Origin of the sequence: Pantoea sp. IMH (assembly GCF_000599885.1) — a bacterium.
Lineage (GTDB): Bacteria > Pseudomonadota > Gammaproteobacteria > Enterobacterales > Enterobacteriaceae > Erwinia.
The window spans coordinates 846583-865580 of sequence record NZ_JFGT01000005.1 but is presented as its reverse complement, the minus strand read 5'-3'; the positions used below and the strand labels follow the sequence as shown (position 1 = coordinate 865580).

At 50.9% G+C, this 18998-nt stretch carries 18 protein-coding genes; 6 read left to right on the top strand and 12 right to left on the bottom strand.

The features are described from left to right. Positions 1 to 41: 41 nt before the first annotated feature. The 4 genes from EA20_RS0112335 to EA20_RS0112320 all read right to left on the bottom strand — a co-directional run bounded on the left by EA20_RS0112335 (position 42) and on the right by EA20_RS0112320 (position 4553). Complete coding sequence (locus tag EA20_RS0112335; RefSeq protein ID WP_024967121.1) at positions 42 to 587, bottom strand: fimbrial protein; 546 nt, start codon at positions 585 to 587, stop codon at positions 42 to 44. 1433 nt (positions 588 to 2020) lie between these two features. Beyond that, positions 2021 to 2581: a LuxR C-terminal-related transcriptional regulator gene (locus EA20_RS0112330; protein WP_024967120.1), complete on the bottom strand. Its 561-nt coding sequence runs from the start codon at positions 2579 to 2581 to the stop codon at positions 2021 to 2023. A gap of 739 nt (positions 2582 to 3320) precedes the next feature. Continuing rightward, positions 3321 to 4013: an amino acid racemase gene (locus EA20_RS0112325; RefSeq protein WP_024967119.1), complete on the bottom strand. Its 693-nt coding sequence runs from the start codon at positions 4011 to 4013 to the stop codon at positions 3321 to 3323. A 30-nt stretch (positions 4014 to 4043) separates the two neighbouring features. Continuing rightward, positions 4044 to 4553, bottom strand: coding sequence for a cupin domain-containing protein (locus EA20_RS0112320; protein WP_024967118.1), 510 nt, complete (start codon positions 4551 to 4553; stop codon positions 4044 to 4046). Between the two features lie 726 nt (positions 4554 to 5279). On the opposite strand from EA20_RS0112320, the gene EA20_RS0112315 reads away from it, so the two are divergent. After that, positions 5280 to 5975: a LuxR family transcriptional regulator gene (locus tag EA20_RS0112315; protein WP_024967117.1), complete on the top strand. Its 696-nt coding sequence runs from the start codon at positions 5280 to 5282 to the stop codon at positions 5973 to 5975. A 253-nt stretch (positions 5976 to 6228) separates the two neighbouring features. On the opposite strand, the gene lysS is transcribed toward EA20_RS0112315, so the two are convergent. From lysS to xerD, 5 genes are all read right to left on the bottom strand, one after another. Further along, positions 6229 to 7749, bottom strand: coding sequence for a lysine--tRNA ligase (gene lysS, locus EA20_RS0112305; protein ID WP_024967116.1), 1521 nt, complete (start codon positions 7747 to 7749; stop codon positions 6229 to 6231). Positions 7750 to 7758: 9 nt separating this feature from the next. Beyond that, a protein-coding gene (gene prfB / locus EA20_RS0112300) for a peptide chain release factor 2 (RefSeq protein WP_152540233.1) occupies positions 7759 to 8857 on the bottom strand; the annotation gives its coding sequence in 2 pieces (ribosomal slippage) (positions 7759 to 8781 and positions 8783 to 8857; 1098 coding nt in all). A gap of 188 nt (positions 8858 to 9045) precedes the next feature. Beyond that, entirely contained in the window at positions 9046 to 10764 is a 1719-nt protein-coding gene (recJ, locus tag EA20_RS0112295; protein ID WP_024967114.1) for a single-stranded-DNA-specific exonuclease RecJ, read from the bottom strand. 3 nt (positions 10765 to 10767) lie between these two features. Then, positions 10768 to 11472: a bifunctional protein-disulfide isomerase/oxidoreductase DsbC gene (gene dsbC, locus EA20_RS0112290; RefSeq protein WP_024967113.1), complete on the bottom strand. Its 705-nt coding sequence runs from the start codon at positions 11470 to 11472 to the stop codon at positions 10768 to 10770. Between the two features lie 80 nt (positions 11473 to 11552). Beyond that, positions 11553 to 12446: a site-specific tyrosine recombinase XerD gene (gene xerD / locus EA20_RS0112285; protein ID WP_024967112.1), complete on the bottom strand. Its 894-nt coding sequence runs from the start codon at positions 12444 to 12446 to the stop codon at positions 11553 to 11555. An 83-nt stretch (positions 12447 to 12529) separates the two neighbouring features. Here xerD and fldB point away from each other — a divergent pair, with 83 nt between their 5' ends. Next, positions 12530 to 13048: a flavodoxin FldB gene (gene fldB / locus EA20_RS0112280; protein ID WP_024967111.1), complete on the top strand. Its 519-nt coding sequence runs from the start codon at positions 12530 to 12532 to the stop codon at positions 13046 to 13048. Here fldB and EA20_RS0112275 read toward each other — a convergent pair. Beyond that, positions 13045 to 13470: a protein YgfX gene (locus tag EA20_RS0112275; protein WP_024967110.1), complete on the bottom strand. Its 426-nt coding sequence runs from the start codon at positions 13468 to 13470 to the stop codon at positions 13045 to 13047. The genes fldB and EA20_RS0112275 overlap by 4 nt on opposite strands. Next, entirely contained in the window at positions 13451 to 13717 is a 267-nt protein-coding gene (gene sdhE, locus EA20_RS0112270; protein ID WP_024967109.1) for an FAD assembly factor SdhE, read from the bottom strand. Before sdhE ends, EA20_RS0112275 begins: the two co-directional genes overlap by 20 nt. 227 nt (positions 13718 to 13944) lie before the next feature. Here sdhE and ygfZ point away from each other — a divergent pair, with 227 nt between their 5' ends. Further along, on the top strand, positions 13945 to 14928 hold the full coding sequence (gene ygfZ / locus EA20_RS0112260; protein WP_024967107.1) for a tRNA-modifying protein YgfZ: 984 nt from the start codon (positions 13945 to 13947) through the stop codon (positions 14926 to 14928). A 31-nt stretch (positions 14929 to 14959) separates the two neighbouring features. Here ygfZ and EA20_RS0112255 read toward each other — a convergent pair whose 3' ends face one another. Beyond that, positions 14960 to 15613: a hemolysin III family protein gene (locus EA20_RS0112255; RefSeq protein WP_024967106.1), complete on the bottom strand. Its 654-nt coding sequence runs from the start codon at positions 15611 to 15613 to the stop codon at positions 14960 to 14962. 248 nt (positions 15614 to 15861) lie between these two features. Between EA20_RS0112255 and EA20_RS0112250 the strand changes: the two genes are divergently transcribed. From EA20_RS0112250 to EA20_RS0112240, 3 genes are all read left to right on the top strand, one after another. After that, positions 15862 to 16470: an HD family hydrolase gene (locus tag EA20_RS0112250; RefSeq protein ID WP_024967105.1), complete on the top strand. Its 609-nt coding sequence runs from the start codon at positions 15862 to 15864 to the stop codon at positions 16468 to 16470. Between the two features lie 84 nt (positions 16471 to 16554). Next, entirely contained in the window at positions 16555 to 17283 is a 729-nt protein-coding gene (locus tag EA20_RS0112245; RefSeq protein WP_024967104.1) for a MurR/RpiR family transcriptional regulator, read from the top strand. A gap of 159 nt (positions 17284 to 17442) precedes the next feature. Continuing rightward, complete coding sequence (locus tag EA20_RS0112240) at positions 17443 to 18957, top strand: PTS transporter subunit EIIC (RefSeq protein ID WP_024967103.1); 1515 nt, start codon at positions 17443 to 17445, stop codon at positions 18955 to 18957. The last annotated feature ends 41 nt before the right edge of the window (positions 18958 to 18998 follow it).

Sequence of the window (18998 nt, the reverse complement as noted above, 5' to 3'; positions counted from 1 at the left end):
ATAAACAGGCGTTAATACGCCTGTTTATTACAATAAGATTATTATTCGTAAGCCAGGGTAAAGTTGGCTACGCTGGTGAATTCACCAGGTACGATTGGGTTAGCGGTGTTATCGGTTGCGCCCTGCAGGTAAGCAGCATACAGCAGCTCAGCTTCAGTAGAGTCGGCAGTAAAGTTATAAGCAGTGCTAGGCGTGCCCAGTTTAATCACAGCATCGTTGTTATCGGTGATTGCGATACCTGCACCTGCCGCAGAACCACTCAGAGCCAGCAGGGAAGAAGTTGTATCGAAACTCGCTACTTTACCAGTAAAAGTCGCAGTAACTGTTTTATCAGTCAGACCAGTCACATCACAGTCCTGCAGCTTGATGCTGAAAGTTCTTGGCGCAGATTTGTTGCCACCTTTTAATGTTGAGCTGGCAACCTGACCGAGGTCAATAGTCTGCTCAACGGTATCAGCAGTAATAGAGCAAGGTGCTTCGATAATTTCTCCTGTGAATTTAACAGTACCGTGACCCTGATCTGCTGCAAACACGCTGCCGCTTGCCAGAACCATACCCAGAGCCATAGCTAACTGAAGCTTTTTCATTTCACATCATCCTTAAAGTAGATTAATTACGTTTCATTGAATAAACGAAACTGTTCCATGCATTCGAGTGGTGCCAGTTTGTTTATCTTGTGGCTGGTTATATGACAGGAAATGAACTTCCTTACCCAACTTTCCACGGCGCTATTTATACATACACACAGAAATAAAGGGAATGCGGGAATACATAGGATTAATCCAAATAAAAAACATGCCAGCCAGCAAAACAAGTCGCATTAAAAAAACAAATCAAAAAACACAACCCACACAATAACTTACAAAAAAACCATTTAAGTAACCTCATCAGGCCGTTTCAGACTTTTCGCCCTGAAAAGTGTCCTTTTTTTTGCTACTTCACGTTTTATGGTGAATTATCTTAATTCAGAAAAGCAACAGGAAACCGCATATTTTAAAAACGCTGAAAAAAGAACATTAAACATGACAAAAATACACCCATAATAATTCCTTACTTTGACTTTTTGTATAATTTTAACAAATCATTCATTAAGCAATAAAAAATACTCAGCATGAGATACCCCCCCTTCTTTAAAACCTATAGTAGGTAAAAATGAAAGCGATGCTCAAAAAACAATCAGTTCAGACAGTATATTTTCCCCAAAAATTAATGAAATGCAGTGCATCATAATGATGCATCCCACAGGATGAATGTTAAAAATGGATGACGGGTTTATCTTATATAGGGTAATTATGCCTGATTTGATTGCTCAGAAAGAGTGCTGCCCATGACTTGAGTATATGGGGAATATTTTGACAGATGAGGAGTCTGGTCACCCTACTCAGGCATAGCAGGATATTATCAGAAAAGAACTCTACATCATTTCTAATCAAGGCTGACACTGCGGAATTTTCTGTGGTTCAAAGCTGACTTAATACCAATCAGGAATGATTTTAGATCATCATCGCCTCAATGTGTAAACCCGTTGAGCATGAGGATGCTACAAAGGCCGAAATGTCAACTAAACCTGTACTCAGGGTTATTATCTTCTAAAGATGTGCAAGGCATCTTTCGTTAAAAGCCTCTTTTACGTTCAGATTGCGTGTGAAAAAATGCATTGTTAATTAAACGCAAATAGCGTTTTTTTTTGGTGTAATAATGAGAGATAATTGCGATGCTGTCTGGCATGCGGCACTGAGTTTTTTCCATTCGGCCCATTGATAATACAAGCGAAGTGCGCTTTTTTGCTAAAAGCGCACTTCTCGGGCAAAAGAAAATAGTATTTTATTAATTATAAACAGCGCTAAATAAGAAAGGTTAATTTATCGATAACCAGTTTGCTAACAGTGGTAGACTTCAACTGTAAAGAAGTCTTTTACTTTAGATCTCATGATGCCACCGTCATTTTTCATCATGATAAACGTCATGAATTCAACCGACTCTGGAAATAATATTCAGGCTAAAAAACCCTTTAGCTCAGTCAGAAAAAATCATGCGAACCATTACCGTCCAAATCCCCACAATAAAAATAATTAATAAGTTTAAAAAACTCCACGTTATTTTTACAATTCCATTTCATCATAATTTTACGCTTTAAATAACTGATATTTTTCTCTGTACACTGAAAGTTACAGGCGATTTTTTTATTAGATACACCTTTGAATACCAGGTAACAGTACCTTCTTTCCTTTGCCGTAAGAAAAAGACTCTTCTTTTTTTTCTTCAATCGGGTTAAGGAAGCAGAAACCATCAATTCGCTAAGTAATGTTGAAAAAGTCAACAGGCTAATATTGCTGGGAATCAGCTTAATATTTTCCAGGCCAGAAAAAATATGTAAGGCCTCATAAATATGATCAGGTACGATAGCGATGCTATATCTTTTGTGGAATTTATAGTTAGCATCAATTTTCATAAGCTCCATGAGGGTAACACGCTTTACTGTTACAGTAGCATTTTTCCCTAACATCATATGATCAGCGAGTCGCTGGGCGCCACCGAGCAACATCTGATTATTACTAAGAATAAATAGTTCCTTATTCATTTAAAGAGTCCCTTCAAATGCTTTTTATTATTGAAATACTGATTATGTGGACATTTTGAATCATCTCAAACGGCAATCCTATATATCACATGGATTTTTTTCAACATAAATATACGATATCCTTACTTTTAACATTCATAACCAGATAAGCACACCTACCTTGTTGTTTAGGTTACGTTTATCATTGGGTAGCCACCCCCTCTTCCTGTGGGATAAAGGATTTCTTAAGTGGACACTGAACTAAACCGGAGTGAAAGCGCTGAATTTTAACTATCTAAAAAAACAAACATAACAAATAAGCGCCACCCCATTCCTATTTGACACTAACTTTTCAGGCGTTATGCGGAGCATCCGTCGCTCTGCCTAAAATAGGCTGTAAGATTTAACCGAAAGCCCCCGCCAACGCTAACAATAAAATAACAAACATACCAAAAACAGAAGGCCGGAGCACTAAAATGAGAAAGTATAACTGCAGGTACCAATAATAAATAATGCAGCGATTACATTTACCCTCCCTAACTCATTACTCTATTGATAATCAGTCATCTATCCAGGAGATTAAATTTCATTATAAATATATAAAACATTTAAAAATCTATTTTATTACTTTAATACCGTGCGCCTTTTTTACTATACTAAACCACGTATAACATACCAGTTACCTTTTATAAAACTGGTGAATTGGCATAACCAGACGATACAGGCCGGCCTGCTGATGTACGCTGGCCGACTCCTGGTATTACTCCAGCATAAACGTAACGGCCATTGAGGCATGAATCGCTGTGGTATCAAAGACCGGAACCGGGCAATCTTCCTTATTCAGCAGCAAGCCAATTTCCGTGCAGCCAAAAATCACCCCTTCAGCTCCCTGTGCAACCAGACCTTCAATGATATTCTGGTAGCAGGCTTTTGCCCCGGCGGTGAATTTTCCCTGACATAGCTCCTCAAAAATAATGCGGTTAATTTCATTACGATTTGCCTCCTCCGGCACCAGGGTTTCAATACCAAATTGCTTTGCCAGCCTGCCGCGATAAAAGTCCTGTTCCATGGTATAACGCGTGCCCAGCAGCGCCACGCGAGACATTTTTTGTTCCAGGATCGCCTTTGCGGTGCCGTCAGCAATATGCAGAAACGGCAGACCGCTCTGCTCAACGATCGGATCGGCGACCTTATGCATGGTATTGGTACAGAGAAGAATGCCCTCCGCGCCAGCCCGCTTTAACGCCAGCGCGGCGTCAGCCAGCAGCTGTCCCGCTTTTTCCCAGTCGCCAGATGACTGGCAGGCCTCAATCTCGTGAAAATCTACGCTCCAGAGCACCAGCTTTGCCGAGTGTAGCCCACCTAATTGCTGGCTGATGCCCTGATTAATCAATTGATAATATGGCACGGTGGATGCCCAGCTCATGCCGCCAATCAGTCCCAAAGTTTTCATCTCTGTCTCCTTTCTGCGCTTTGTGATTTGTCAGTCGTCACGGTTTACTTTATCCGGCAGGCCGTTATGCGCGCCAAACTGCTGTTCGGGTGGATTCACCCAGCGGTCTTCTCGCGTGGCTTCATGAACGGGATTAAGGGGATAATGAATCAGGTTTTCCGCTTTATTCGCTTCTCCCACCACCATAAACTGGGCTTCTTCACTGCTGTTATTGATAAACGTATGACAAAGGCCAGTACCGGCGGGAAAGCCCACGGCATCACCAGGTTTGAGAGAATAAATTTCACCGTTTATCCACGCATCCGGAGCGCCTTCCAGCACATAGACGAACTCTTCTTCGGCGCTTTCAGCATGAGGATAGGACATACGGCGGCCAGGCAGCAGGCGGATATGATGTATACCCAGCCGGGTCAGCCCCAGCGAACGCGCCAGCGGCGAGCCAATCGCCATCAGTTCATCGCTGCCCGGGTAGTGCGTATTATCAGGTTCTTCCAGCTCTTTCCAGTGACGGATACAGTCCGGACGGTGGGATGCGTTCATAACCTTCCTTAATGGCTGAAGCTGCGGTATGCAGCACCAGACCACCTTAACGGAGGTACATCATCTTTGTCATGAATTAAGACGCTTTACGGATTTGTGGTAGGCATAACTGTGATACTGGAAGTTGAGGCAAATGTTTTGTTCTCCGGTATACAGGTTGTGCATGACGGTTACAACAAGTCAGAAGCAGTTAAAAACATGTCAGAAGGCGGGGGTATAAATATTTCAGATGCTGCTTTGTAAGCGTATCGTTATGCTTATCGGACAGGATTAAGCCACTGAAAATCAGGAATATTTCATAAATTCCTGTCATTTTTTATCTGCCTTAAGCGCGATATAAAGCGATGCTGGAAATGGAAATAACCTTCTCATTACAGCACATTCGCGCTTCATCATCTTATGCTTTATCAACCTTCGATTCCCGATGCAGCAATGCTCATTTCCTGTTAGAACAATTCAGCGTAGCTTAAAACCTGTCAGTAACCTTATTCGCACTAGCCTCAGTAAAAAATCTGACTAATAGCGGTCTACGATATAATAAATATTAAATTTATCAATAAGTTGCAGACAATCGTTTTAAACGGCACTTTTTATAGCTTAAGATAGCTGCCTGTTTATTTTTGGTAACCGTCAGGCTCCGTAGATTAACAACCAACCAGATATTTATCATAGTCTGTCTTGCCACCTCGCTGCTGAATACACTAACTTACAGGGAAATATGCTTTTATGGAATATGACTTTTATATCAATGGCGTCATTAAAAACATCCTTGAATGCGAGCTAAAGGAGTTAGGTGATTTTATCTGGGCTTATGTTGTCCTCTCAAAAAGCAATATGTCGATTTCCGCTTATGCAACAAATTACCCCTCGGGATGGGTGAAATATTATCAGGATAATAACCTCCAGTTTACTGACCCTGTTGTCATTACCGCTCTGAACCGGCTGACGCCATTTTGCTGGGGCGAACAAATATCTCCCTCAACTATTTTTGAAAATGCTAAGATTTACAGCATCCTTAGTGGCTACACTTTTGTGCTACACGATTACAAAAAAAATCTTGTAACCCTGAGCATACTTATTGACCCCACAAAAAGAGAAGCAACGGAACGGGCTATTAATCAGAATAAAGGCACATTAGATTTCTTACTCGCCTCGGTACATGAAAAATATTTAGCACTCACCTCTTTATATAGAAATGAATATCAACCCATCAATGAAGATATTTTGACTACTCGTGAGAACGAAATTCTTTATTGGGCCAGCGTAGGAAAAACCTATGCCGAAACCGGAATGATTCTGGGAATAAAAACAACGACTGTGAAATTTCACATGGCAAACATAGTCAAAAAGTTGGGTGTGACTAATTCAAGGCATGCTGTGCGTCTCGGTATAGAACTTCAGCTGGTTAAACCCGTCTCTTAACAGAAAAAGTCCTAAAGGCGTTGATGTTTTATGACAGAAAAAACAGCTATCAGTTTATTTCTTCCGTGCGACGGCAATCCGCCTGGAAAATATAGGCTAACTGATCAACAAAGTTATCAATATAAAAGGGAAGCCAGGCGAGTTGCTGGATATCAGGTAATGAATTAATGGTTTTTTTAACGCTCAAGCTTCATTTCAGACTGCTTCAAAAGGGGCGAATTACTCCGCCCCTTAAGGAATCACTGATTAAGGCTTACTTGCTGCCCGGACGCAGCGCCGGGAAGAGGATAACGTCGCGGATGGTATGACTGTTGGTAAACAACATCACCATACGGTCAATGCCGATACCGAGTCCCGCCGTTGGCGGCAGGCCGTGTTCCAGCGCGGTGACGTAGTCTTCGTCATAGAACATCGCCTCGTCATCACCGGCATCTTTCGCGTTAACCTGCTGCTGGAAACGTTCAGCCTGGTCTTGCGCATCGTTAAGCTCGGAGAAGCCGTTACCGATTTCACGCCCACCGATAAAGAACTCAAAGCGATCGGTAATTTCCGGGTTATCGTCATTACGACGCGCCAGCGGAGAGACCTCTGCCGGGTATTCGGTAATAAAGGTTGGCTGGATCAGATGCGCCTCTGCGGTCTCTTCGAAGATCTCAGTGACCACACGGCCCAGACCCCAGCTTTTCTCAATTTTAATGCCCAGCGATCGTGCAATACCACAGGCTTTTTCGAAATCATCCAGATCGGCCAGGTTGGTTTCCGGGCGATATTTCTGAATGGCTTCCCGCATGGTCAGTTTTTCAAACGGTTTGCCGAAATCAAACTCCTGCTCGCCGTAAGGCACAACGGTGGTGCCAAGAATATCCTGAGCCAGCGTACGGAACAGGCTTTCCGTCAGTTCGATCAGATCTTTATAGTCCGCATAGGCCATATAGAGTTCCATCATTGTGAACTCTGGATTATGGCGTGGGGAGATGCCTTCGTTACGGAAGTTACGGTTGATCTCGAATACGCGATCGAACCCACCCACCACCAGGCGCTTCAGGTAAAGCTCCGGGGCGATGCGCAGATACATGTCGATATCCAGCGCGTTATGATGCGTGACAAACGGACGGGCTGACGCGCCGCCAGGGATCACCTGCATCATCGGGGTTTCCACTTCCATAAAGTCGCGACCGACCATGAAGCTGCGGATACCGGCCATAATCTGGGAGCGGATCTTGAAGGTGTTACGCGACTCTTCGTTAGCGATCAGATCCAGATAGCGCTGGCGGTAACGGGTTTCCTGATCGGCCAGGCCGTGGAATTTGTCCGGCAGCGGGCGCAGCGCTTTAGTCAGCAGGCGCAGTTCGCTACAGTGAATGGAGAGCTCGCCAGTTTTGGTTTTAAACAGCTTGCCGCGTGCCCCGACGATATCGCCAAGATCCCACTTTTTAAACTGCTCGTTGTAGATGCCTTCTGCCAGATCGTCACGGGAAACGTAGAGCTGAATACGACCGCCCATATCCTGTAGCGTGACAAATGAGGCTTTACCCATGATACGGCGGGTCATCATACGCCCCGCCACGCTCACTTCGACGCCCAGCGTTTCCAGCTCGTCGTTTTCCTTCGCATCGAATTCAGCATGCAGCTGATCAGAAGTGCGGTCGCGACGGAAATCATTCGGGAATGCCACGCCGTTTTCACGCAGCGCGCTCAGCTTTTCGCGACGCGCCTTCAGTTCATTATTCAGCTCAAGTGCGACGTCGGCGCCCTGCGGTTGTTGTTCAGACATGTCAGTTCCTTATAGCCCTGCTTTCAAGCTTGCTTCAATAAAACGGTCCAGATCGCCATCCAGCACCGCCTGGGTATTACGGGTTTCAACGCCCGTGCGCAGATCCTTGATGCGTGAATCATCCAGTACGTAGGAGCGGATCTGGCTGCCCCAGCCAATATCGGATTTGTTATCTTCCAGCGCCTGTTTTTCAGCATTTTTCTTCTGCATTTCCAGCTCGTACAGCTTCGCCTTCATCTGCTTCATCGCCTGGTCTTTGTTCTTATGCTGAGAACGGTCGTTCTGACACTGGGTCACGGTATTAGTCGGAATATGGGTAATACGTACCGCGGATTCGGTCCGGTTAACGTGCTGTCCGCCAGCACCAGAGGCGCGGTAAACATCAATACGGAGATCGGCAGGATTGATCTCGATATCGATATCATCTTCCACTTCCGGGTAAATAAAGGCGGAACTGAAAGAGGTATGACGGCGTCCGCCGGAGTCGAACGGACTTTTACGCACCAGGCGGTGCACGCCGGTTTCGGTGCGCAGCCAGCCAAACGCGTAGTCGCCCATAATGCGCAGCGTGGCGGATTTGATGCCGGCAACTTCACCTTCGGACTCTTCGATCACCTCGGTTTTGAAGCCTTTGGCCTCGGCCCAGCGCAGATACATACGCACCAGCATGCTCGCCCAGTCCTGCGCTTCGGTGCCGCCAGATCCTGCCTGAATATCAATGTAGCAGTTGGCGCTGTCATATTCGCCAGAGAACATACGGCGGAACTCAAGCTCCGCGAGCTTCTTATCAAGGAGATCCAGCTCGGCAACCGCCTCGTTGAAGGTCTCTTCGTCGTCGGCTTCCACCGCCAGCTCCAGCAGGCCGCTGACGTCTTCCAGGCCCTGGGTCATCTGATCCAGCGTCTGCACGATCGCCTCCAGCGAGGAGCGTTCTTTACCTAATGCCTGCGCGCGCTCCGGCTCGTTCCAGACATCCGGCTGCTCCAGCTCGGCGTTAACTTCTTCTAAGCGTTCTTTCTTGGCATCGTAGTCAAAGATACCCCCTAAGAACGCCGCTGCGCTCTGAGAGATCCTGAATGCGGTTCTTTACCGGGTTAATTTCAAACATGATTTTAGAATCTTTTTAGGTGATCGAATGGACTGGAATGTAACGAAGCAGTTTAACTGAAATCTTGTGAGGTTTGTAGCGTTGAAGCGGGGGCAATTTCTCCGCTGACCTGCTCCTGCACAGGCTGAACGGCGCACTACAGGAGCAGGAGCGGACAGCGTCTCCGGGCGAGATTACGCCCGGTCCGGCTAGAGTGGCCAGAGGTGGTCGATAATCAGCTGTACGCTCCGGTTACCGCGAAACTCATTAATGTCGAGTTTATAAGCCAGCTCAACCTGCCTGACGCTGGGGTCCGGCCAGAGCGTGGTATCCACATTAAAGGCGATACCGTCCAGCAGCGGGCCGCCGCCCAGCGGCTCGATCATCACCTTAAGATGTCGCTCCCCCACCAGCCTTTGCTGGATAAGTTTGAATTTGCCATCAAACTGCGGCTCGGGAAAAGCCTGGCCCCAGGGGCCGGCTTCCCGCAGCAGTTCCGCCGTTGGCAACGTCAGTTCCTGCGGCATCAATTCGCCATCAGACCAGACGACGCCCTGTAACGACCCGGCATCAAGCCATTCGCCCACCAAATCGGCAAACCGCTGGCGAAAAAGATCGAAGTTAGCCGTCTCCAGTGACAGACCTGCCGCCATCGCGTGGCCGCCAAATTTAAGCATCAGACCTGGATTAAGCGTATCCAGCCGCTCCAGCGCATCACGCATATGCAGACCAGCGATGGAGCGCCCTGAGCCTTTGAGCGTGCCATCTCCCGAAGGTGCAAAGGCGATAACCGGCCGGTGAAAACGTTCTTTCAGGCGTGAAGCCAGAATACCGACCACGCCCTGATGCCAGTCGGGATGATACATGGCAATGCCGAGCGGCAGCGCTTCGCTGCTGCGTTCCAGCTTATCGCACAGCGCCAGCGCTTCGGTTTGCATCCCCTGCTCAATCTCTTTGCGCGTCTGGTTCAGCGCATCCAGTTCGCTGGCCAGCATGCGCGCCTGAGCAATATCTTCGCTTAACAGCAGCGCCACGCCGACGGACATATCGTCCAGTCTCCCGGCAGCATTGAGCCGGGGGCCAAGCGCGAAACCGAGATCGCTGGCTGCCAGCTGACGTGCGTCGCGATTGGCGATTTCCAGCAGCGCCTTGATCCCCGCCCGGCATTTCCCCGCGCGGATGCGGCTTAATCCCTGCCAGACCAGAATACGGTTGTTGGTGTCCAGCGGCACCACGTCGGCAACCGTGCCAAGCGCAACCAGGTCCAGCAGCTCGGCCAGATTCGGCAAAGTGTCTGCTCCGCTTTCACGCAACCGCGCGCGCAGTGCCAGCATCAGATAGAACGCCACGCCGACGCCCGCCAGCGATCGCGACGGGAACGCACACTCATGGAGGTTCGGATTGACGATCGCGTCGGCATCGGGCAGCGTTTCGCCCGGCAGATGGTGATCGGTGACAACAACAGCAATGCCCTTCTCGTGAGCCAGACTGACGCCAGCATGAGACGAGATGCCATTATCAACGGTCACGATCAGCTGTGCGCCTCGGGCCGCCGCCTGCTCCACCACTTCAGGACTGAGGCCGTAGCCATCATCAAAACGGTTCGGCACTAAATACTTAACGTTACGTCCGCCCATGCTGCGCAACGCCAGCACCGTCAGCGCGGTGCTGGTTGCCCCATCGGCGTCAAAGTCGCCGACAATCATAATGCAGAGGTTGTCGGCAATCGCCTTTTGCAGGATTTCAGCCGCGCGATCAATGCCGCTTAAGGAGTGAAACGCATGCAGATGCTTCGCCCCGCGTTCCAGCTCGGCGGCCTGGGTTACGCCCCGGTTGGCATAGAGCCGCCGCAGCAGAGGATGAAGCGTTTCCGGAAGCTCTCCCCCTTCTACCGCCTGACGGCGGCGAAGTTCAGTTTTGCCCGTCACCCGTCAGCCGCCCACTTTCTGGCTGTCCAGCAGCTGTTTCAGTTCCTTAGGCCCCTGATAGCCCGGGATCATCATCCCGTTTTCCAGCAGCATGGCTGGCGTGCCCTGGATACCGTACAGAACGCCCAGCTTATACTGTTGTGAGATGTCGGTTTTACAGTCGACGGGCGAAACTTCTTCGCCTTTCATCGCAGCGTCAAAAGCTTTACGACGATCGGCTGTACACCAGATTGATTTCATCTCTTTGGCAACCGGGCCATTCAGGCCCTCACGGGGAAACGCCAGATAGCGCACGGTGATACCCAGCGCATTGTAGTCCGCCATCTCGTTATGCAACTTACGGCAGTAACCACAGGTGATATCGGTGAAGACCGTAATAACGTGCTGCTCTTTAGGCGCTTTATAAACGATCATATCCTCCGCCAGCGCATCCACTTTTTTCTCCAGCATCTTATTAGTCGCGTTGACGGGCTGGCCGCCGCTCACGTCATAAAGCGGTCCCTGGATAAACTGTTTACCATCCTCGGTCACATACAGTACGCCGCTTTCCGTCAGCACCGTTTTCATGCCCGGCAGCGACGAGGGCTGGATCTCAGTCTGCTGCAAACCTAACTTTTTCAGCGACTGCTGAATGGCCGCATCATCAGCATGCGCCAGGCCGCCGATGGCGCTCATCAACAGGGTAAGTAACAGGTAACGCTTGTTCATTCGGTATCCTCATGGCCGCAAAGGCGGCCGTTATCATCCGCACGCGGGCGTGATGTTTATGCTGTTAAAAGAATGCTCCCCTACGCGCGGGGATGATGCTGCTGATGCAGCTGCCGCAGTCGCTCGGTGGCGACGTGCGTATAAATTTGGGTGGTGGAAAGATCGCTGTGCCCCAGCAGCATCTGTACGACACGCAAATCAGCACCATGGTTCAGCAGGTGCGTCGCGAATGCATGGCGAAGCACGTGGGGCGACAGTTTCTCGCTGTCGATCCCCGCCAGTGTGGCGTAATGTTTGATGCGATGCCAGAAAGTTTGCCGGGTCATTTGTCGCGCACGGCTGCTCGGAAACAGCACGTCCAGCGTCTGGCCGTTAAGCAGCCAGGGACGACCATACTCAATGTACTGCTCCAGCCAGTGCACCGCCTCTTCTCCCAGCGGCACCAGCCGTTCTTTATTGCCTTTGCCGATAACGCGCACCACGCCCTGCCGGAGGCTGACATTGTTCAGCGTCAGGCTCACCAGCTCAGTAACGCGCAGCCCGGTGGCATAGAGTAGCTCCAGCATCGCCTTATCCCGCAGTTCGATGGGCTCCTCCACGCTCGGGGCCTGAAGCAGGCGATCGATTTGCGCCTCGCTGAGATCTTTCGGCAGCCGCTGTGGCAGTTTGGGCGATGAGAGCAGTGCGCTGGGATCGTCCTCCCGGCACTTTTCCCGGTAGAGATACTGAAACAGGCGGCGCATCGCGCTTAACAGGCGGGCTGAGCTGCTGGCCTTATAGCCACCTTCAAGCCGTTCGGCCAGAAATTGCTGGAGATCGGCCGCGCTGGCCCGCAGCAGATCGCTTTCATGGTGCGCCAGCCATTCCGCCAGCGACATCAGATCCAGCCGGTAGGAGGCGATGGTATTTTCCGCCAGGTTACGCTCGATCCATGTTGCATCCAGAAACTGTTCTATCCGCTCGCTATCCTGCACTTCATCGCCCCTTATTTACCGGCATCGGTTTCAATTCTGATATAATTCGCGGCATTGCATCAAGCGAATTGAGTTTACCGGATATGAAAATTGGTCTGTTTTACGGCTCAAGCACCTGCTATACCGAAATGACAGCAGAGAAGATCCGTGATTTTATCGGTGAAGATCTCGTCACCCTGCATAACCTGAAAGATGACTCACCGCGCCTCATGGAGCAGTATGACATGTTGATCCTGGGCATCCCTACCTGGGACTTTGGCGAGCTGCAGGAAGACTGGGAGGCCATCTGGACCGAGCTGCCTGCACTTAATCTGCGCGGCAAGGTCGTGGCCCTGTACGGCATGGGCGACCAGGCTGAATACAGCGAATGGTTCCTGGATGCGCTGGGTATGCTCCACGAGGTTCTGCTGCCGTCGGGCGTGAAATTTGTCGGCTTCTGGCCTAATGAAGGCTACGAGTTCACCAGCAAAAAGCCGCTCACCGCAGATGGCAGGCAGTTTGTTGGCCTGGCGCTGGATGATATTAATCAGTTTGACGTCACCGACGAACGCATCGCGCAGTGGTGCGAGCAGATCCTTACTGAAATGGCGGCATCGCTTTAACGTCCCGGCTGGCGTGGTGGAGCCTCCGACAGGCTGAGCAGCTGTTGCCTGAGCTGTCGCCATGCTTCTTCATCCATGCTGTCACGCATCAGCCACAGCTTTTCTTTTGCGCCCTGCGGCGAACGCAGCGCCAGCAGCATCGCCTGACGGGTCATAAAAGGCCGCCCGCAAAGCCGCCAGCGCAGCCGCCGCCACTCAAACTCGCGCTGATCAACCTGACGGAGAAGGCCTTCCCGGCTGCGGATACGCCGCTGGCTGCGCAGGCATTCAAAAACAACCAGCGTCAGCAGCAGCATCCAGACAGGGGTATAGCTGGCGGGCCAGGGTGCCAGCAGCAGCGCGAGCATCACGGCGCCATGCAACAGCAGCGAGACCCACTGCGCACGCCAGGAGATCCGCAGATCAGCTTGCCACAGGGCCACGTTGTTGGTTTCGCTGCTGGATAAGGTTAACCATACGTTTCAGCTCAGCATCCGCCGGCTCGCCGTGATTCATCAGCCAGTTAAACAGATCCGGATCGTCACTCTCCAGTAGCCGCACGAAGAGCTGCTTATCGGTATCGCTCAGGGAATCATATTCATATTCGAAAAACGGCATGATGGAGATATCCAGTTCGCGCATGCCCCGGCGGCAGGCCCAGTGAACCCGTGCTTTATTGCTAATATCCATTTGTCACCATCGTCAGTCAGCCAAAGATGGGCATCAGTGTAACGCGTTTTACTGGCAATGTTGACGGGCCTTTATCGCCTTTCGCGCCCTGTCGCACAACCTCAGCATGCGTTGCCGGGTTATCACACCTTTTGTGCGTCGTTTTCAGGAAACTGGTTGCAAAGCCGGTCGGCTCTTTTAACATGATAAACAGAGCTGTTTTTTTCACCCCACTTCAGGACTGAATTATGCCGACTTTTTCTTTTCCGCCACGTCAACCTGCGGCTTCGGCGCGCCTGCCACTTACGCTGATTTCACTGGAAGAGTGGGCGCTGGTGAACGTTACCGGCGCCGATAGCGTCAGCTATTTACAGGGGCAAATTACCCTGGATGTCGCGGCGCTGGGCGACAATAACCATCTGCCTGCCGCGCACTGCGATGCCAAAGGAAAGATGTGGAGCAACCTGCACCTTTTCCACCGCGCAGAAGGTCTGGCTTATATCGAACGTCGTAGCCTGCGTGACAATCAGATCGCCGAGCTGAAGAAGTATGCCATTTTCGCTAAGGTGACTATCGCGGCCGATGATGAGGCCGTATTGCTGGGCGTGGCTGGTTTTCAGTGCCGCGCCGCACTGACCGCCCTGTTCTCCACCCTGCCGGATGCGGAAAATCCGGTTGTTCAGCAGGATGGCACTACCCTGCTCTGGTTCCCCACGCCCGCTGAGCGCTTTCTGCTGGTGACCGATGCTGAAAAAGCGCAGGCGATCGCCCGGCATCTGGAAGGTCAGGCACAGACCAATGACAGCAAGCAGTGGCTGGCGCTGAATATTGAGGCTGGCCTGCCGGTGATTGACGCCGAAACCAGCGCTCAGTTTATTCCGCAGGCCACTAACCTCCAGGCGCTGGAGGCCATCAGCTTCAAGAAAGGCTGTTACACCGGCCAGGAAATGGTGGCGCGCGCCAAGTTTCGCGGTGCCAACAAGCGGGCGCTCTACTGGCTGGCTGGCGCGGCCAGTCAGGTTCCCGCAGCCAATGATTCTCTCGAGCTGAAGCTTGGTGAGAACTGGCGTCGTACCGGTACTATTCTGGCGGCCTGTCAGCTTGATAACGGCGAGGTCTGGGTGCAGGCAGTCTTAAACAATGACCTTGAAGCGGAGAGTGAGCTGCGCGTGAAAGGTGATGAGGGCGGCAAACTGACCATCCAGACGCTGCCCTACTCGCTAACGGAGTGAGGCTCTGACCGGGGGCCAAAACGGCCCCCATTCAGATCACATAAAGATAAATAGAGAGGAAGTGACAAAAGCTGCCGGCCAGTACAAAGCCGTGCCAGATGGCATGGTTATAAGGGATCCGCTTCGATACATAAAAGATCACGCCCAGCGAATAAATCACGCCCCCCGCCGCCAGCAGCCAGATCCCCCCCGCAGGGAGTTTAAGCGCCAGCTGCCAAATTACGATCAGCGAAAGCCAGCCCATCAGCAGATAGGTGCTCACCGAGAGTTTTTCAAAGCGGTCCACATAAAACAGCTTAAAAAGAATGCCTGCCAGCGCCAGCCCCCAGATTACGCCCATCAGTCCATGCGCCAGCGGTGACTTCAGTCCAATAAGCAAAAACGGCGTATAGGTTCCCGCAATCAGCAGGTAAATCGCGCAGTGGTCGAGTTTTTTAAGCCAGAGCTTGGCGTTCGGATGCGGAATCGCGTGATAGAGCGTGGAGGCCAGAAACAGCAGGATCATACTGCCGCCATAGAGACTGTAGCTGGTGATGGCAATAATACCCGCCTGGCTTTCACTGGCCTGCACCAGCAGCAGAACCAACCCGACGATGCCGAAAATAAAACCGATTCCGTGGCTGATACTGTTGGCGATCTCTTCTGCAAACGAATAGGCCTGACCCGATAATGATTTCTCTGACATGACTTTGCGACTCCTGAACCTCGGTGGGATGTCTGCTGCACGCTTTCCGGACAGCCTCGTTACGAAGCGCTGACGTTGCGATGCATAACTGAGCAGACGGCCCCAGCCTGACAGAGTTTTGTTTGAGTGTACAGATGTACGCTCAAATAAGTCTGTGAAGGGATGTAACACTTTTATAAAAGCAATAAGCAAACGATTACCTTACAATCCTTCCCAACTTTTTTCCTCAGGGGATGACGAGGCGAAGCATGTCCAGCAAGGTATCCGCGTTAAATTTCGGCGAAATGACAGAAGTTATGCAGTTTCTGATGGAACTGGACAAATTGAAGCGTGTTGAGCGGCGCACCCGTCTTATCGGCAATGCGCGCCACGAAAATTCCGCCGAGCACAGCTGGCACCTGGCCGTGGCGGCGATGAGCCTGGCGCCTTACGTGGGGTTTCCGGTCGATATGTCGCGCGTGGTGCAAATGGCGTTGCTGCATGACGTGGTGGAAATTGATGCCGGTGATGTGATGGTCTATGACCTTGTCGCCCGTGAAGCTATCCACCAGCAGGAGATGGCGGCGGCCGATCGCATATTCAGCCTGCTTCCTGACACACTGCGCGACCGCTTTCGCGGCCTCTGGAATGAGTATGAAGCGGGTGAAACCGCCGAGGCGCGCTTTGCCAATATGCTCGACCGCGCCCTGCCGATTATTCAGAATTTGCATAATGAAGGCCGGAGCTGGATTGAAAATGAAATCCGCCTTGAACAGGTGCTGGCGCGAAATCTGGCGCTGGCGGCAGAGTGGCCGACGCTGTGGCAACATCTTAAAGGGCATCTTGAACAGGCACAGCAAAAAGGCTGGCTGCTGTGAGTCGCGCTGCAACTCTGGCGAAACGCCACCCCGGCCCGGATAAAATCTGTTAAGGTAATGATTCCCGGGACTTTGAGCGCCGCTATGTTCACGCACCACAATCTTGCCGCCCTGAACGATCTTGAACTCCAGGTTTATAACTTCACGGTTAAAAATCGCGACAAGGTCATGTATATGACCATTCGGGAGCTCGCCGACGCTGCGGGCGTGTCAACCACAACGGTGCTGCGATTTTGCCGCAAGATGAACTGTGACGGCTATTCCGAATTTCGTATTCGCTTCAGGATCTGGCTTGAGCAGGAGCAGCGCCAGCCCGGCTACTCCGGCATCAGCGAAATCGTCAGCTTTTTTAAAAGCATCAATAATGAAGAGTTCGATTCGTTAATTGATAAAGCCGTTACGCAGCTGGTTTGCGCCGAGCGTATTATTTTTGTTGGTGCAGGCACCTCCGGTACTCTGGGAAAATATGGCGCCCGTTTCTTTTCGAATGTTGGTAAATTCAGTAATCATATTGACGATCCTTATTATCCTGTTAACAGCGATATGTATAAAGACGCCGTGGCGATTATATTATCTGTTTCAGGTGAAACGCCGGAAATTTTGCGGCTCGCCAGCCAGTTCAGCCTGCATCGCTGTCAGGTTATTACCATTACTAATAATGATAATTCGTCGCTGGCAAAGATGGCTGACTTCAATCTCTCCTATCATATGCCGCAACTGCTGGTTTCCGATGAATATGACGTCACGACCCAGGTGCCGGTGATCTATATTCTGGAAACCATTGGCCGTCGCCTGGCCAGCCGGATAAAATAAAAAACACCCTGTTTTTTCGGCGTAACAAATCACGCCGGGTACGGATTTGTTATATCGTGACTTTCTTTTTTCCGTTGATAAACTCCTCACAATAATAAAAGATCCTGCTCCAGGGCCCTTCCGCCTGAGGAGTAACCGTACCCGACTCAGGAGATAGCCATGGCGCTGAATTATGCCACGACAGCAGTGGAAATTATTGAGCTTATTGGTGGTAGCGATAATGTGATTAACGTCACGCATTGTGCCACCAGGCTGCGGTTTATAGTAAAAGACAATACTAAGGTTAATAAAGAAACGTTAAAACGCGTTAAAGGCGTCATTACCGTTATTGAAGCGGGAGGCCAGTTACAAGTGGTTATCGGTAACCATGTCGGCGATGCTTATCGCGAGGTGCTTCGCCACGTCACTATTGATGAAAATGCCCCCGTTTCCGCGCCGCATGTCGGCATCGTCAGCCGCCTGATGGATATTATCTCCAGTATTTTCGCCCCTTTTCTTTATCCTCTCGCCGCCTGCGGTATCCTGCAGGGGATCCTCTCACTGGTGACCGCGCTCGGCTGGATGGATCCGGCAAGCGGCGCCTGGCGGATCCTGAACTTTGTCTCCTGGACCGGCTTCACCTTCCTGCCGGTGATGGTTGCTTTTACCGCGGCCAGGAAGTTCAACGTCAACCCGTTCACCGCAGTGATCGCAGCTTGCGCGCTGGTCAGTCCTGACTATATGAATATGCTGACCGCCAACAAAATTATGCTGGCAAACTCAGCGGATCCGGCGATGCAGCAGCTGATGAAAGAGGCGGTCACCAATCCGGAAATTGCCAAAATCCTCTCCGGCGTCGCCGGTATTCCGCTTGAGTCGCCCGCGCTCGATTTTTTCGGCATTCCGGTCAAATACCTCAGTTATACCGCCTCGGTGATACCGATCATTCTGATGGTCTGGGCGATGTCCTACGTGCAGCGCTTTTTTGAACGCATCCTGCCGCTGGTGGTTCGTAATCTGTTCACCCCCATGTTTTGCATCGCCATTATGGTGCCGATGACGCTGCTGGCTTTTGGTCCCGTTGGTAACGCCATTGGCGGCGCGATTGGCGGCGTCTATAACACGCTGTACGCTCTCAGCCCGTCGATCGCCGGATTTGTGGTGGGCGCACTCTGGATGCCGCTGGTAACGCTCGGCGTCCACTGGGGAATTACGCCAGTTACGGTAGGTAACTATGCGACCCTGGGTTATGACACCTTTACCGGCCTGCAGGCGTCGCCGGTCTTTGCCATGGCGGGCGCGACCTTCGGCGTCTGGCTGAAGGCAAAAGATGAGGAGATGAGACGCGTCGCGCTCTCCGCCGGTCTGACAGCGCTGTTTGGCATTACCGAGCCTGCTATCTACGGCGTGGCGCTCCGGCTGAAGCGCCCTATGATTTGCGGCTGTCTGGCGGGCGCGATTGGCGGTGCAATTGCCGGGCTGTTTAACGCCGTTTCCTGGAGCTACTGCCTGCCTGGCATTGCCGTACTGCCGGTGTTTTTTAAGGAAGGCCATATGCCGCAGTTCCTGGGTTTCCTTCTCTCAATCAGCGTGGCGTTTGTGCTGGGCGCGCTCTTTACCTGGCTGGCGGGCTTTAAAGAGCAGCCGGACGCTTCACGTACCGCTAATAGACAACTTAAGACCTCAAAGGCCTGATACAGGAGGGTCAGCTGACCCTCAGAACATTTCGGATAAAC